The following is a 14,697-nucleotide window of genomic DNA, read 5'->3' as shown; positions in this document are numbered from 1 at the left end:
GTATGTTGATTGGATATGCGCGCGTCTCGACCTCGCGACAGGGGCAGTCGCTGGACACGCAAAGCAAGGCCCTCATCGACGCTGGTTGCGACCCTAAGCATATCTACAGCGACACCATTAGTGGTGCCAAGTGGTCTCGCCCCGGCCTCGATGATGCCCTCGCCTACATGAGGCCGGCCGATACCTTGGTCGTGACCCGGCTAGACCGGCTGGGCCGCAACATGGTCGAAACCGTCACTACCATCTCCGACCTAGCTGACCGGGACATCAATGTCCGGGTCCTTGATCCTGCTCTGGACACATCCCGTCCTGCAGATAAGGTCGTGGTCAACATCATGGCTTCTCTAGCTGAGTGGGAGCGTGACCTCCTTATTCAGCGCACTCGCGAGGGTGTCGCCCATGCCCGAGCACAGGGACGAGTTGCGGGCCCGAAGCCGAAGCTCAGTAAAGAGCAGAAGCAACAGGCTGCGCTATTGGTCGAGAACGGCCAGTCAGTGAAGTCAGTCGCCAGGTCCTTCAACGTCTCCCGGCAAACCATCTACAGGGCTATCCGTGAGGTGGACGATACTAAGTAAACGAGTCTGCGCGAAACGAAACCCCCAGGTGGAAACACGGTCAGAAAGTGCACACCCGGCCCGTAAGGTGTTGGGCAGAAACGACCCGAACACCACCTCTAGGAGTGAAAACATGGCCACCAAGCCGCTGTCAGCCGTTCGCCTTGGCATGGAAGTCAACAACATCACGCTGGCGCACTTCACCACCGAATCCGTCACCCAATTCCTCCACCACGTCGCAGACCTCGTCGAAAACCGCGTCGTGCGCTCCGCAGGCGACTCCCCCTGGTTCCCTCAGACAACCGTTCACTAACGCGTCCTTCACGTCGAGCGGCCTGCGTCCATTGCCTCGCTGTGTGCCACGAAAGCCCAGCTTTGGTGCCACGATCTTGCAGGCTTTCTGCATCGAAATATTCTCCGCCAGAATGCGAGCTTCCACGAGGCGGACCACACGGTCCTTCGCCTCCTGATCAAACTTCTTCGGCATGTTCGAAGATTTTCACATCTACTCAAACGGAACAAAACCTGGGCCCTTCATATCACCCGCGAATTTAAATGGATATAATTAGACCCATGTTGATTTCAGGTACCGCTTTCTTGCGGTTGCGCACCAACCGCTAAGGCGGTTTCCTACCCCGTAGGTTAAAAACCGCTCCGGTCCTTTAGCCGGGCGGCTATTTGTCATGCCCGGCTCCCTTTCAAATCCAAGGAGCACACCTGATGTCTGCATACGGACACGGCCGTCACGAGCATGGCCAAAATTTTCTCACCAACCACAAGATCATCAACTCCATCATCGACCTTGTGAAACAAACCTCCGGCCCCATCATTGAGATCGGACCAGGAAGCGGTGCCCTCACTCACCCGATGGCCCACTTGGGGAGGGCGATAACGGCAGTTGAAGTGGACGCAAAACTAGCTGCCAAAATCACACAAGAAACCTCCTCGGCGGCGGTCGAAGTGGTCCATGATGATTTCCTTAACTTCCGGTTACCCGCCACTCCCTGCGTCATTGTGGGAAACATTCCCTTTCACCTCACCACTGCCATTCTTCGAAAGTTGCTGCATGCGCCAGCATGGACTGACGCTGTACTCCTCATGCAGTGGGAAGTCGCTCGCCGCCGGGCCGGGGTAGGCGCAAGCACGATGATGACGGCTCAGTGGTCCCCATGGTTCACATTTCACCTGGGTTCTCGGGTACCAAGGCCTGCTTTCCGGCCACAGCCAAACGTTGACGGGGGGATCTTAGTGATCCGCCGGGTGGGTGACCCGAAGATTCCGATAGAGCAGCGCAAAGCCTTTCAGGCGATGGTGCACACCGTTTTCACTGCCCGGGGACGCGGGATAGGGGAAATTCTCCGAAGGGCAGGGTTGTTTTCATCACGTTCAGAAACACAATCATGGTTGCGCTCGCGAGGAATCGACCCCGCGACCCTACCTCCCAGATTGCACACCAACGACTGGATCGATCTCTTCCAGGTGACTGGTTCCTCTCTACCTCACCATCGACCCATTTCACCATCGGGAAGTAGTCAACGACCTCCTCAACGGAAAAACCGAAGCCGGCGGCGTTAATCCCCACCAAAACCGAAATCCACCAGTAGTACTAAAAGGGCTCTTCCGGTTTTAGAGTGCATTGATTAGTTCGCCGGGGGTTCGGGCGTGGCACAAGATATTGGGGTCCTTGGCTTTGTAGGAAAAAGGTATCTAATCCATCCGTACAAAACTAAGGACCTACTGTGCAGCCTAACGGAAATGTCATCGTCGATACCATCTGCCGCACCGCAAAACTAGGAACTACTATCACCGGTGCCACAGAAAACGGTGACGTCACTGTTATTGAAGCCGAACCCGTCGAGCCGATCAATGAATGCCCTACCTGCGGGCAGCCTGGAGTATTCCGCGACCACGTCATCCGCAGCCTGGTCGATCTGCCCATCGTCGGCCACCCAACAACTTCATGTGCGCCTTCCACGCTACCGGTGCACCAACAAGCGTTGCTTGCAGAAGATCTTCCGTGCTGGCCTTGCCTGCGCGCCCGACAATTCAAAGACCACGGACCAGGTGACCCACTGGATCCTGCAACGACTCTGCCTAAATCGGATGAGCGTTGCCGCTGCACCCAAGTCATTAGGCCTGGGGTGGGATATGAAGTGTCCCAGGTTTTGTTCCGTTTGATGAAACCCGTTTTTGAAACAACGTACGGAGCACAACGCACGCCGATGCCAAAGCTTCCGCAACATCGACTACCTCATCAAACCCACGACAGTGGGATTCACACCCTCAATCCCCACGCGTGCAATCTTCGCACCTCAAAGATTGAAAAATGAAAGAAACCGGAGGTAACATACCCTTTCGAGTTTGTTACTTCCGGTGGTGCAGTTTGTTCAACTGCTCATTGTGCCCGGGGCGGGACTTGAACCCGCACGTCCTTATCGAACACTGGCACCTGAAGCCAGCGCGTCTGCCAATTCCGCCACCCGGGCAGGGTGTGATTGTCAGTGCGACTAGATAAAGATAGCACAGGAAGCACATGCAATTACAAATCAGCAGGAAAAGCGGATTATTTTGCGCATTTAAAGGCGAAAATCTAGGAACTTTCGCGCCGCCGTCTACGTTTGAAAGGGGTGTACAAACTATAATGGCTACTACTGATCACTACTGATCGCTGTATAGCGGAAAGGAGCAAAATTCGTGGCGTTTTTAGAAAGGCTGGCGAAGCTCGATTCCGCTATGCAACGCGGCCTTGATAACGGCATGGCTTTTGTCTTCGGCGGCAAGGTCGTTCCTGCAGAGATTGATGAGCTTTTGAAGCAAGAAGCCCAGGACAATCTCGGCCACGGGGACGATGACAAGCTCTATAGTCCCAATGTCATGACTGTAGGTGTCTCCTCCAAGGATTTGGAGAACTTGTCGCAAGACCCCGATTTGCCTGCCGATTGCGCAGACCAATTATCTCGCTTTATCCGCAATAACGGATGGTCCCTCGCTGGTCCCGTCATTGTGCGGATTGCGGAGGAATCGGGCCTGCGCACGGGCCAGCTTCGTGTGTCCTCGTTTATAGATCACGAGCCCACAGAAGAGACCGGTTTCGAGGCGATTTTCCACGACTTTGATGGTCAGGAGGACCAGATGACCAACCCGCACGAAAATAATGCGGATGACGCAGCTACTACCGCTTTCATTGCGCAAGATGACCAACCCGCGCCGCAAACGCAGGGCCCCGCAGTCAATTTGATGTTGCAGGATGGCTCTTCCCGCGTCTACCACGTGCAGGAAGGGTCAAATATTATTGGCCGCAGCAATGATGCGGATTTGCGCCTGCCGGATACGGGCGTGTCCCGCCAGCACGCGGAAATCACGTGGAACGGCGAAGATGCCGTGTTGGTGGATTTGCAGTCCACCAATGGCACCACGGTCAATGACACTCCCATTGATAACTGGCTGCTTGCCGATGGCGATGTGATCACCATGGGCCATTCCCACGTCGAGGTCCGCATTACGGGCCTTGATTCGCATAGTTACTAATTCACACTGAGGAAGGGAGGCCGCCATGGATGCAGTCATCATGCTGGCGCTTCGCATCGGCTTATTGGCTCTTTTGTGGGTATTTGTCCTGGTGGCCTTGAATGCCATGCGGCGGGATACCAATAAATCCGCAGGTGCTATGCCACAGCCGTCAAAAATGGGTGCGTCCCCGCGCAGTCACGCTGCGGTGAAGCAGCTTTCTATTGTGGAGGGCCCCTTGCAGGGATCCCACATGAATTTGGGCACGCTCGAGGAATGCACCTTGGGCCGCGCCGCTGACTGTGATTTTGTCACTGGGGATGATTATTCTTCCGGCCATCATGCACGCCTATTTCGCCGCGGCAGCGAGTGGGTAGTGGAAGATTTGGAATCTCGCAACGGAACCCTCGTCAATGGTGTGCGCATCGACCAACCTGAGGTAGTCGGCGCGAACTCCGAAATTAAGCTAGGCCGCACTACCGTGAGGTTGAACGCATGACACTGAAGCTAAACTTTTTTGCCAAGTCGGACCGCGGGCTTATCCGCGGAAATAATGAGGACTCCGGATACGCCGGGTCTCACCTGCTGATTTTGGCCGATGGCATGGGCGGGCATGCCGCGGGTGAGGTCGCCTCCCAACTCATGGTCAACCACCTCGAAATCCTGGATCAGGATCCGGGTAAGGAGGACACGGAGGCGCTCCTTGCGGCTGCTGCCGATGACGCCAATGAGGCCATCAGCGAGCACGTCACCGCCCACCCGGAGACCGAGGGCATGGGCACGACGCTGTCCACGATGCTGTTCAATGGCACCACCTTTGGTGTCTGCCATGTGGGCGATTCGCGCGCTTATTTGCTGCGCGATGGCAAGCTCGAGCAAATCACCAAGGATGATACCTATGTGCAGTCCTTGGTGGATAAGGGCGAGCTGGCTGCAGAAGATGTTTCTTCCCACCCACAAAAGTCCCTCATCTTGAAGGCCTATACCGGGCGTGCGGTGGAGCCGACACTCTTTACATTCGAAGCCAAGGCGGGAGACCGCATTCTGCTGTGCTCGGATGGACTGTCTGACCCGGTTACGGCTTCCACGATTGAGACTGCCCTTGGCCAAGGAAGCATCGAACAGGCGGGCTCCACCCTCGTGGATCTCGCCATACGTTCGGGCGGACCAGACAATGTCACGGTCGTCATCGGCGAGGTTACGGAAGAAAAGCCCGCCACCCACGAGCCTTTCCGCGTCGGTGCGCTGGCGGGTTCGGTAGAAGAGCCCACTCACCCGGATTCATCTGCGTCACGCGCCGCCAAACTCACCCGTAAACCCCAGGTAATTCCGCCGGCCGTCATGGCCGATGAAGACAATGCGGCCAAGGACTCCGATGAAGAAGAGGCAGAGGACGAGCCTTCTCGACGAAAAGTCGGGTGGAAGGTCCTCATCGCGCTCATCATCATCTTGGCGCTCGTTATCGGCGCAGGGCTGTGGGTAAAGAACTTTTTGTCCAATAACTACTACGCCGAGACCAACGATGCCCAGGAAATCACCATCCTGAAGGGCGCGGATTATTCCGTATTTGGCAAGGATTTAAGCTCCACGCACCAATACGTGTGCATCAATGACAAGAACTCCTTGCTGTTTTCTGCACAGAAGTGCAAGGGAGACTTCACCCCGTTGAAGGTCTCTGACCTGCCCGAGTCTGAGCGCGGCGCGGTCAACCACATTTCCGCCGGTGATCTGAGCAAGGTTCAGGATCAGATTAATGACCTGGGTGAAAAGGCACTCAAGCCATGTATCACTGCACCGAGCCAAAAAGATAATAAAGACACCAAGGAAAACAAACCTGGGGTCACTTGTAGGGAGGTGTAGCTGATGCAGAAGTTTTTTAGCCGAAGAATCGAACTCGGCCTCCTTATTCTCGCCGCGGCTGTCTTTGCCATTACCTTGGTAAGTTTGGAGCTGTCGCAAGATAATGCGCTTACGACGGACTTGATCTACCTCATCGGTGGATTCATTGGTGTCTTTACCATTGCCCACTTGGCAATGTGCTTCTTGGCGCCCTACGCGGACCAGATCATGTTGCCTATCGTGGCCATCCTTAATGGCATTGGGCTTATCGTTTTGGCCCGCTTGGATTTGGTCAATGATCGGGGTCTCGCGGTCCGTCAGGTCATGTGGACCGTCGTTGGATTGGTGCTCTTTGTGCTGGTCCTGGCGGTTGTCAAGGACCATCGCTCACTCACCCGCTACTCCTATATCTTAGGCGCAGCCGGCCTCGTACTGTTGGCGCTGCCATTGGTGTGGCCACAACCTGATGGCGTTGAGGCGCGCATTTGGCTGAACTTCGGGCCATTTTCCATCCAGCCGGGTGAGTTCTCCAAGATCATGCTGATCTTATTCTTTGCCATGCTGCTAACGCAGAAGCGATCCCTTTTTACCGTGGCTGGCTATCGTTTCTTGGGAATTTCCCTGCCCCGCTTGCGCGACCTCGCCCCCATTCTCATCGTGTGGGCCATCGCCATTATCATCATGGGCATTTCCAATGACTTCGGTCCGGCATTGCTGCTCTTTAGCACGGTGCTGGGCATGCTATTTATGGCTACCGGCCGGGTTAGTTGGCTATTTATTGGCCTCGTCCTCGTCGGTATCGGTGGCTTTGGCATTTACCAGGTATCCGAAAAAATCCAGCAGCGTTTTTCCAACTTCATGGACCCGCTGGCTAACTACGACAACACCGGCTACCAATTGGCCCAGTCCCTTTTTGGTATGTCCTCTGGCGGTATTTCCGGCAGCGGCTTGGGCCAAGGACACCCTGAATTGGTGCCGGTGGCACACTCTGACTTCATCCTCGCCGCCATCGGCGAGGAATTGGGCCTGATTGGCCTAGCTGCCGTTTTGGTCCTCTTTGGCATGTTGGTGACCCGCGGATTCAATACCGCGTTGCGTACCCGCGATACGTACGGCAAACTGGTCGCTTCAGGCCTTTCTCTTACTTTGGCGGTACAGGTCTTCGTCGTCACCGGTGGCATTTCCGCCCTGCTGCCGATGACCGGCTTGACCACTCCTTTCATGTCCGCCGGTGGTTCCTCTCTCATGGCTAACTATGTACTGTTGGCGATTTTGCTGCGGATCTCTAACGCGGCACGCCGACCCATGCAGGAGAACTCGAGCAACGCTCCGAGTGACACCTCCATGTTCCCGTCGGTTCAGGAGGCTTACCGATGAACAAATCCATCCGCCTAGTGTCCCTATTTGCCATCGTCTTGACCGCAATCCTGTTGGTGAACCTGACGGTGATTCAGGCATTTTCGGACGATAAATACGCGCATAATGCTAAGAACTCGCGCGGGTTCATTGAGCTGCAGACCACCCCGCGCGGCCAGATCTATTCCGGCAATACGGTGCTGGCGCAATCCACGGAAAACCCGGATGAGACCTACTCCCGGTCTTATCCCATCGATTCGCCTGCTTTTGGCAATATCACCGGATACTTGTCCAGCCAATTCGGCGCTTCGGAATTGGAATCTTCGCAAAATGACATTCTCAATGGCACGGATGATTCCCTGTTCAAGCAGCACTGGCTGGATACCATCGCGAATAAGCCCACCCAGGGCGCCAATGTAGAGGTCACCATAGACCCAGCATTGCAACAGGCCGCGTATGACCAGTTGGCGGGTCCGGGATACGAAGGTTCGGCGGTTGCCATCCAGCCATCGACGGGCAAGATTCTGGCCATGGCCTCCAACCCGGGCTTTAACCCGAATTCACTGGTCGGCGAGTCCGCCGATGAGGCGTGGACGGGTTTGCAGGAGCAAGCGGGCCAGCCGCTGGTCAACCACGCAGCGGCGGATACCTTGCCACCGGGATCTATTTTCAAGATCATTACGACTGCGGCCGGGTTGAATAATGGATTCAATCCCTCGTCGAGCCTGACCGGTGCCAACGTGATTACCCTGCCGGATGCCGTCACGGAGCTGACGAACTACGGCAATGAAAAGTGCAACGGCCAAGATTCCGTCACCCTGCAGACCGCGTTCGCGCTGTCGTGCAATACCGCATTTGTGCAGATGTCTGAGCAGATTGGCGCGGATGAGCTGCGCAAATACGCGGATGCTTTCGGCATTGGTGAGAAATACGATCTGGGAGTCTCTTCTTCCGGGGGTACCTTGGGTGACCTGCCGGATGGTGCGGCGACGGCGCAATCGGCCATCGGCCAGCGCGATGTCACTATGTCCGCGTTGCAAGCGGCAGTCATGGCCGGCACCGTGGCTAATAAAGGCACGCGCATGGAGCCTTATCTAGTCAATCGCATTACCGATGCCCAGATGAAGGACATCCGCACCACCAAGCCCAAGAAGGGCGGCGAGGCCGTCACGGAAGAGACCGCATCGACCATTCAGGATTTGATGTTTGCCTCCGAGCGTTCTTCGTGGGGCTACGACGGCAATGGCTTCGCGTCTAAAACCGGTACCGCCGAGCACGGCGAAGGCTTAGCTCCGCACGTGTGGTACGTGGCCTTTGATCCGGACCGCGATATTGCCGTCGGGGTCGTCGTCAAGAACGGCGGTAACCTGGGCGAATCCGCAACGGGCGGCAGAGTCTCTGGCCCAATTGGTCGTGCCATCTTGAGCGCATACCAGGGGGAGCAGTAATGAAGAATACCGAAAATAAGGACCATCTCCAGGACCTCATCGGCAGCGACTACGAGCTGCAGTGGATCATTGGCCACGGTGGCATGTCCACGGTGTGGCTTGCCGATGACACTCGCAATGACCGCGAAGTAGCCATCAAGGTTTTGCGGCCGGAATTTTCCGATAACCAGGAATTCCTCTCCCGCTTCCGCAATGAAGCGGAATCGGCCGAATCTATCCAGTCCGATAACGTGGTGGCCACGTATGACTACCGCGAGCTGGAAGATAATGGCCGCAAATTCTGCTTCATGGCCTTGGAATACGTGCGGGGAGAATCCCTCGCGGACCTGCTCGCGCGCGAGAATACCTTGCAGGAAGAACTCGCGCTGGACGTGCTCGAGCAGGCGGGTCACGGCCTATCCATTATCCACCGGATGGGATTGGTGCACCGCGATATTAAGCCCGGCAACCTGATGATTACCCAAAATGGGCAGGTAAAGATTACGGACTTTGGCATCGCCAAGGCGGCTGCCTCGGTACCGCTCACGCGCACCGGCATGGTGGTGGGCACCGCCCAGTACGTTTCGCCTGAGCAAGCGCAGGGCAAGGAGGTCACCCCTGCCTCGGATATCTATTCGCTCGGCGTCGTAGGTTACGAGATGCTCGGCGGTAAGCGACCCTTTTCGGGCGATTCCTCCGTGTCCATCGCCCTTGCCCACATCAACCAAGAGCCTGAACCGCTGTCGACCACGATTAGCGCCCCGGCGCGCGAGCTCATTCGTATTGCGCTGCGCAAGGATCCCAATACCCGCTATGCCGATGGCAATGAGTTCACGGTCGCGGTATCCGATGTGCGCCTGGGCAAGCGCCCGCCGCAGCCCAAGTCCATTCCGCCCCACCAGCAGGCCCCAGAGCCTTCGCCCTCGGCATCGACGGAGATGCTTGCCGATGTCGCCCAGCCCACCACCATTCATCCGGCGGCGGGGACGGCCACGGGGACGCCAGCTCCACAGCGCAAGTCAGCACCAGCCCCGGACAATGATTCGAAGGGCGGGAAGTCTTTCCTTAAAGGCCTGGGTATCGTCGCGGCCATCGCCCTGCTTGCCGCGGCCGGCTACGCCATCATGAACCTCATGAGTAGCGAGGGCGGCGACAGCGAGCCTTCGTCTACCCAGGAAACTTCCGTGGTTACCGAATACCGGGATCCCACGACCACGCAGGTAGAAACCCTAGAGGAAGAAGATACTAATGAGACGCCGCAGGAAGTGACGGTAACGGAGACGGAGCCCACGGATCGGGAGGGCAACCAGGCGCCGCGCGATAATCACCGGCAGCCGCAGACCCCGAACCAGCAGGCCCCGACGCGAAACCAGCAGGCCCCGAATACCCCGACGCAGCAGCGTCAGCCCCAGCAGCGCCAGCCGCAGGAGACGCACGTCGAAAATACACCTGAGCAGAAAAACACAGTAAACTCACAGCCCGATGAACTCCCTGGGGATTTATCTGACCTATTAAGACAGGATGGTGACTAAGCCATGGTCAATGACCGGTACCGGCTCGGTGAGATCATCGGCTCCGGCGGCATGTCCGAGGTATTTGCCGCAGAGGACACCACTTTAGGCCGGCAAGTTGCGGTAAAAATGCTGCGCACGGAGATGGCTCGCGATATCAACTTCCGCGAGCGCTTCTACCGCGAGGCGCAGAACTCGGGCAGGCTCAACCATCCCAATATCGTCGCGGTCTATGACACCGGCGAGACCGAGATGGACGGCATGACCATCCCGTATATTGTCATGGAGAAGGTCAACGGGGCCACGCTGCGCGATATTATTCGCGAAGATGGCCCGCTGCCTGCCCAAGAGGCGGCGGAGATCCTCAAGCCGGTCGCGGAGGCCTTGCAGGCATCCCATGAGGCGGGAATCATTCACCGCGATATCAAGCCGGCGAATATCATGCTCACCAATACCGGCCAGGTGAAGGTGATGGACTTTGGCATCGCCCGTGCATTGGATGATTCGACCTCGGCGATGACCCAAACTTCTGCCGTTATCGGTACCGCCCAGTACCTTTCCCCGGAGCAGGCGCGCGGCAAGAACGCCGATGCGCGTTCTGATGTCTATGCGCTGGGCTGTGTCATGTACGAGGTGCTCACCGGCCGCACCCCATTCGAAGGCGAAACCCCCTTTGCCGTGGCTTACCAGCATGTGCAGGAGGAACCGACCCCGCCTTCGGAGCTTATCGATGACCCCTCGTTGACCCCCACCCAGCGGGTCAATATCGATGCAGTGGTACTGACCGCGATGGCCAAGCACCCCGCGGACCGCTACCAGTCTGCGTGGGAGATGGCCGGCGATTTGGATCGTCTGCGCACGGGCCAGGTCACCGAGGCCGCCCGCATGCACGTCAACGAGGACGATGCCACAACGGCGATGCCCGCGCCGGCCACCGCTACTGCTACATCCCACCGGGCACCGATCGAATCGACGCGTCCTACCGGAGCACCCGAAGAAGATGAAGGCGGCGGCTGGATGAAGTGGCTCGCGCTGCTCCTCGTCGCGCTGTTGGTCGCCATTTTGGGCTATTTTGCCTGGGATTTCTGGAGCAGCGACGATGAAAAGAATAGGGATGGCCGTAACCAAACCGAGGTAGCGGAGCACAATAGTGTCATCGTGCCGGAGGTAGAAAACCGCCCGCGCAATGAAGTGGTCAAAGAGCTCGAGGACTTGGGACTTCTCGTCACCGTGAACGAGGAAGCTAACCCCGATATCGATCGCAATAATGCGATTCGCATCAATCCGGCCCCGGGTTCGGAATTGCAGAAGAACGCCTCGGTGACCTTGACCGTTTCTTCCGGCAAGGAGATCATCGATGTCCCGGATATCACCGGCATGAACTTGGATCAGGCCGCGCAGGTCTTGGAAGAGGCAGGCTTGGAGCTGAACTCGGATATTTCCGAGCGCAACGATGACGCCCCCGCCGGCGAGGTAATCCAGCAAAACCCCGCGGGTGGTACGCAATTGTCCAAGGGCTCGAAGGTCCGGGTGACGGTGTCTAAGGGCATCGAAAAGAAGCGCGTTCCTGATGTCTCCGGCTTGAACGAGGAGGATGCGCGCAGCCGCCTCGAAGCCAGTGACTTCGACGTCAATGTCCGCGAAGTCGATTCCTTAGAGCCGGAAGGCACCGTGCTGAACGTGTCCAACCAGGGCGCACAGCTGGAAAAGGGCCAGACCGTCACCATTGAGGTATCCAATGGGATGCTCATGAAGGCACCCGAGGTCATGCACAAGAATCAAGGACAAGCCGAGAATGCCCTGCGCCAGGCGGGCTGGAATGGCCAGCTGCGCGTGGGCGAGCCAATTCCTACCGGCGCCTTGGTCGATAGCAATAAGATCGGTTGGGCATCCATCAATCCTGGCGATACCATCCGCAAGGATCAGGACGTGGAGGTTCGCATCTGGAAATTCGAAGCCTCGGCGCTACTGCCGTAACCACCGCTGCTGGTATCGTAATTCATCAGTAAGCACTGAGATAAGAACTGAAGTCTAGAGAAGGTCTCTTATGCCAAAGTCAAAGATCACCCAGAGCTCTGCCACCCAGGTATCGAGCTCTGCCGGGGCGAATCGCACCCCGGTCAAAATCAACTCTGAAGGCACCCCGAAGTGGTACGTGGCCATCATGCTTGGCCTGATGGTCATTGGCCTGCTGTGGCTCGTGGTCAATTATCTCGCCGGTGAATCCATCCCCTTCATGGCGGAGCTCGGCGGTTGGAACTACGGGATTGGTTTCGGCCTCGCCCTCATTGGTTTGCTCATGACCATGGGCTGGCGCTAGACCGCCGCCAAAAAGAAACCCTCGCCGCCACCGCAAGGTGACCGCGAGGGTTTCCGTGCTTAGGCCTTAGTGTTCAGCCGGGCGCACACGGGCAACAGAGACACTCTGGTCAGCGCGGCCCTCGTGTTCGATATCTACTCCAGCGATCTGCTTTACCGTGGGGCAGACCACCGGGGTAATCAGGTTGATGCCGCGCTCGCGCAGCTTCTCGGACTCCACCGCGATGATGGGGGTCCCGGCGCGGACAACATCGCCCTTGGCCGCGAGCTTGGTAAAGCCCTCCCCGTTCAATTCAACGGTATCGATACCGATGTGAATGAGCAGGTCGAGGCCTTCTTCGGTCCGCATGCCGAAGGCATGGCCGGTCTTGAAGACCATGGTGATGGTGCCATCTACTGGGGCACAGACATCGAAGGCATCGATCACGGTAGGAATAACGGCAAAGCCTTCGCCCACCATGCCCTGAGCAAAGGACTCATCGGGGACCTCAGAAAGCGGCACGACGGTTCCCTCGAACGGGGCGTGGAGCTGAATATCGGTGCCGATCTTCTCCGCCGGGCGAGCCTCTTCGCTGGGCTTCGCCGACTTCGTAGCTACCGAGGCGGAGCCGGTGCGCAGTTGGTGGTTGACCTCATCAAACATGAACTGCACGGAGGGGCCCACGATGACCTGCACGTTCTTTTCGGAAGGGTGGATGACGCCGGAAATCCCGGCGCGCTTGATAGTGGGGTCATCGACAAGCGCGCGATCCTTTACACCCACGCGCAGGCGGGTGGTGCAGTAATCCAAGGAATCGATATTGTCCTTGCCGCCGAGACCCTCGATGATGCGGGAGGCGGACGCGGCAGTCTTGTCATCGCCCGTGGCGGCATCGTCGTCTTCAGGGGCGTCCTCTTCATCGCCGCGGCCTGGGGTCTTCAGGTTAAACCAGCCGATGAGGTAGTAGAAGATAACGAAATACAGGGCGAAGAAGATAACGCCCATAATTAGGAGCATGTACCACTTATTGGCCAGCGGGTTTTGCGAGGACAACAACATATCCACAAAACCTGCGGAGAAGCCGAATCCCGCGGTCCATTCCATCGCGGAGGCGATAAAGACCGACAGGCCCGTCAGCAGCGCGTGCACCACATAAAGCAGCGGGGCGACGAACATAAAGGAGAATTCCAGCGGCTCGGTCACGCCGGTGAAGAAGGAGGCTAGGGCGCCGGCGGCCATGAGGGAGCCGATGACCTTGCGGCGGCCCTTATCCGCGCGCAGGTACATGGCCAGGGCGGCACCTGGCAGGCCGAACATCATGATTGGGAAGAATCCGGCCTGGTAGCGTCCAACCACTCCGTCCACGGTGCATTGTCCGTTTTCCCAAATACCAGGGCACTCTGCGGCGGAGGTAGCCGCGGCGGCCGCGTCGATAGTGGATTGGCCGGATTGGAAGTTACCGATGTCGTTAATACCAATAACGTCGAACCAGAACACGGAGTTCAGTGCGTGGTGCAGACCCGTCGGAATGAGCAGGCGGTTGGCCACGCCGTAGATGCCCGCACCCGCAGCACCGAGGCCCTGGATGGAGGTACCGAAGTTGAAGAGCGCGTGGTAAATGAAGGGCCATACGAAGTAGAGGATGGCGGAAACCACGATGGCGAAAAGCGCAGTGAGGATGGGGACGAGGCGGCGGCCAGAGAAGAAGGCCAGGAAGTCCGGCAGCTTAGTGCCATGGAAGCGGTTATAGACCATCGCCGCCATGATGCCTGCAAGGATGCCGAAAAGAACGTTGCCGTCACCGACTGCATTCCAACCTTCAGCCGCCCATTCGACGGCTTCGTCGCCCGTAAGAGCCTCGGGATCTTCGATGCCGCGATAGCCGGCCACCGCGTCGGGGCCCAAGAGCTTCATGAAGGTGGCATACGCCAGGAAACCGGACAGTGCGGAGGCACCATTGGAGTCTTTGGCCAGGCCAAAGGCGATGGCAACGGCGAAGATCCAGCCCAGATTATCCAGCACGGCACCGCCGGAGCTGACCAGCAGCTGCGCGACAACGTTATCCTGGCCGGCAACGCTGGCTATCCAGTAGCCAACGCCGCCGAGGATCGCCGCGACAGGCAGTACTGCCACGGCGCCCATCAGCGCCTTTCCGAGCCGCTGCAGCGGCCCCATAATATTGAGTTTCACGAGAGGAGTCCTTT

13 protein-coding genes, 1 tRNA gene and 1 pseudogene are annotated in these 14,697 nt (G+C 57.7%); 12 read left to right on the top strand and 3 right to left on the bottom strand.

Annotated elements, in window-relative coordinates; genetic code table 11:
• The first annotated feature begins 2 nt into the window (after nucleotides 1–2).
• Entirely contained in the window at nucleotides 3–575 is a 573-nt protein-coding gene (locus HMPREF1261_RS02555; protein WP_023016435.1) for a recombinase family protein, read from the top strand.
• Between the two features lie 130 nt (nucleotides 576–705).
• On the opposite strand, the gene HMPREF1261_RS12835 is transcribed toward HMPREF1261_RS02555, so the two are convergent.
• A complete protein-coding gene (locus HMPREF1261_RS12835) occupies nucleotides 706–1,041 on the bottom strand; it encodes a hypothetical protein (RefSeq protein ID WP_173783247.1) in 336 nt (111 codons plus the stop codon).
• A 68-nt stretch (nucleotides 1,042–1,109) separates the two neighbouring features.
• On the opposite strand from HMPREF1261_RS12835, the gene HMPREF1261_RS13215 reads away from it, so the two are divergent.
• From HMPREF1261_RS13215 to HMPREF1261_RS12830, 3 genes and pseudogenes are all read left to right on the top strand, one after another.
• Nucleotides 1,110–1,175 (top strand): erythromycin resistance leader peptide, encoded by a 66-nt coding sequence (locus tag HMPREF1261_RS13215; protein ID WP_071569110.1) that lies wholly within the window; start codon nucleotides 1,110–1,112, stop codon nucleotides 1,173–1,175.
• 99 nt (nucleotides 1,176–1,274) lie between these two features.
• Complete coding sequence (gene erm, locus HMPREF1261_RS02545) at nucleotides 1,275–2,129, top strand: 23S ribosomal RNA methyltransferase Erm (protein ID WP_016459102.1); 855 nt, start codon at nucleotides 1,275–1,277, stop codon at nucleotides 2,127–2,129.
• Between the two features lie 164 nt (nucleotides 2,130–2,293).
• Nucleotides 2,294–2,711 (top strand): annotated as a pseudogene (locus HMPREF1261_RS12830) (transposase family protein); the annotation flags it as partial.
• Between the two features lie 244 nt (nucleotides 2,712–2,955).
• On the opposite strand, the gene HMPREF1261_RS02540 reads toward HMPREF1261_RS12830, so the two are convergent.
• Nucleotides 2,956–3,040 (bottom strand) — tRNA-Leu (locus HMPREF1261_RS02540).
• A 208-nt stretch (nucleotides 3,041–3,248) separates the two neighbouring features.
• Here HMPREF1261_RS02540 and HMPREF1261_RS02535 point away from each other — a divergent pair.
• The 8 genes from HMPREF1261_RS02535 to crgA all read left to right on the top strand — a co-directional run bounded on the left by HMPREF1261_RS02535 (nucleotide 3,249) and on the right by crgA (nucleotide 12,514).
• The gene (locus tag HMPREF1261_RS02535) at nucleotides 3,249–4,082 is read left to right on the top strand and encodes a DUF3662 and FHA domain-containing protein (protein WP_005276103.1); all 834 of its coding nucleotides are present in this window, start codon (nucleotides 3,249–3,251) and stop codon (nucleotides 4,080–4,082) included.
• A gap of 25 nt (nucleotides 4,083–4,107) precedes the next feature.
• The gene (locus HMPREF1261_RS02530) at nucleotides 4,108–4,560 is read left to right on the top strand and encodes an FHA domain-containing protein (protein WP_005276102.1); all 453 of its coding nucleotides are present in this window, start codon (nucleotides 4,108–4,110) and stop codon (nucleotides 4,558–4,560) included.
• Complete coding sequence (locus HMPREF1261_RS02525) at nucleotides 4,557–5,921, top strand: PP2C family serine/threonine-protein phosphatase (protein ID WP_023016432.1); 1,365 nt, start codon at nucleotides 4,557–4,559, stop codon at nucleotides 5,919–5,921. The genes HMPREF1261_RS02530 and HMPREF1261_RS02525 overlap by 4 nt, the downstream gene beginning before the upstream one ends.
• A gap of 3 nt (nucleotides 5,922–5,924) precedes the next feature.
• Complete coding sequence (locus HMPREF1261_RS02520) at nucleotides 5,925–7,277, top strand: FtsW/RodA/SpoVE family cell cycle protein (protein ID WP_005276093.1); 1,353 nt, start codon at nucleotides 5,925–5,927, stop codon at nucleotides 7,275–7,277.
• Nucleotides 7,274–8,704 carry a penicillin-binding transpeptidase domain-containing protein gene (locus HMPREF1261_RS02515; protein WP_023029864.1) on the top strand — a complete coding sequence of 477 codons (1,431 nt, stop codon included), beginning with the start codon at nucleotides 7,274–7,276 and terminating at the stop codon, nucleotides 8,702–8,704. Before HMPREF1261_RS02520 ends, HMPREF1261_RS02515 begins: the two co-directional genes overlap by 4 nt.
• Nucleotides 8,704–10,215 (top strand): serine/threonine-protein kinase, encoded by a 1,512-nt coding sequence (locus HMPREF1261_RS02510; RefSeq protein WP_023029863.1) that lies wholly within the window; start codon nucleotides 8,704–8,706, stop codon nucleotides 10,213–10,215. The genes HMPREF1261_RS02515 and HMPREF1261_RS02510 overlap by 1 nt, the downstream gene beginning before the upstream one ends.
• A 3-nt stretch (nucleotides 10,216–10,218) precedes the next feature.
• Entirely contained in the window at nucleotides 10,219–12,171 is a 1,953-nt protein-coding gene (gene pknB / locus HMPREF1261_RS02505; RefSeq protein WP_023029862.1) for a Stk1 family PASTA domain-containing Ser/Thr kinase, read from the top strand.
• Between the two features lie 70 nt (nucleotides 12,172–12,241).
• Nucleotides 12,242–12,514, top strand: a complete 273-nt coding sequence (gene crgA / locus HMPREF1261_RS02500) for a cell division protein CrgA (protein WP_005276080.1) — start codon at nucleotides 12,242–12,244, stop codon at nucleotides 12,512–12,514.
• Between the two features lie 66 nt (nucleotides 12,515–12,580).
• On the opposite strand, the gene nagE is transcribed toward crgA, so the two are convergent.
• Nucleotides 12,581–14,668 (bottom strand): N-acetylglucosamine-specific PTS transporter subunit IIBC, encoded by a 2,088-nt coding sequence (gene nagE, locus HMPREF1261_RS02495; RefSeq protein WP_005276076.1) that lies wholly within the window; start codon nucleotides 14,666–14,668, stop codon nucleotides 12,581–12,583.
• Nucleotides 14,669–14,697 lie beyond the last annotated feature (29 nt).

Origin of the sequence: Corynebacterium sp. KPL1818 (assembly GCF_000478135.1) — a bacterium.
In the GTDB taxonomy this organism is placed as follows: Bacteria; Actinomycetota; Actinomycetes; order Mycobacteriales; family Mycobacteriaceae; genus Corynebacterium; species Corynebacterium accolens.
Note: the sequence above shows the minus strand (reverse complement) of the source record. Positions and strands in the feature narration are given on the sequence as shown.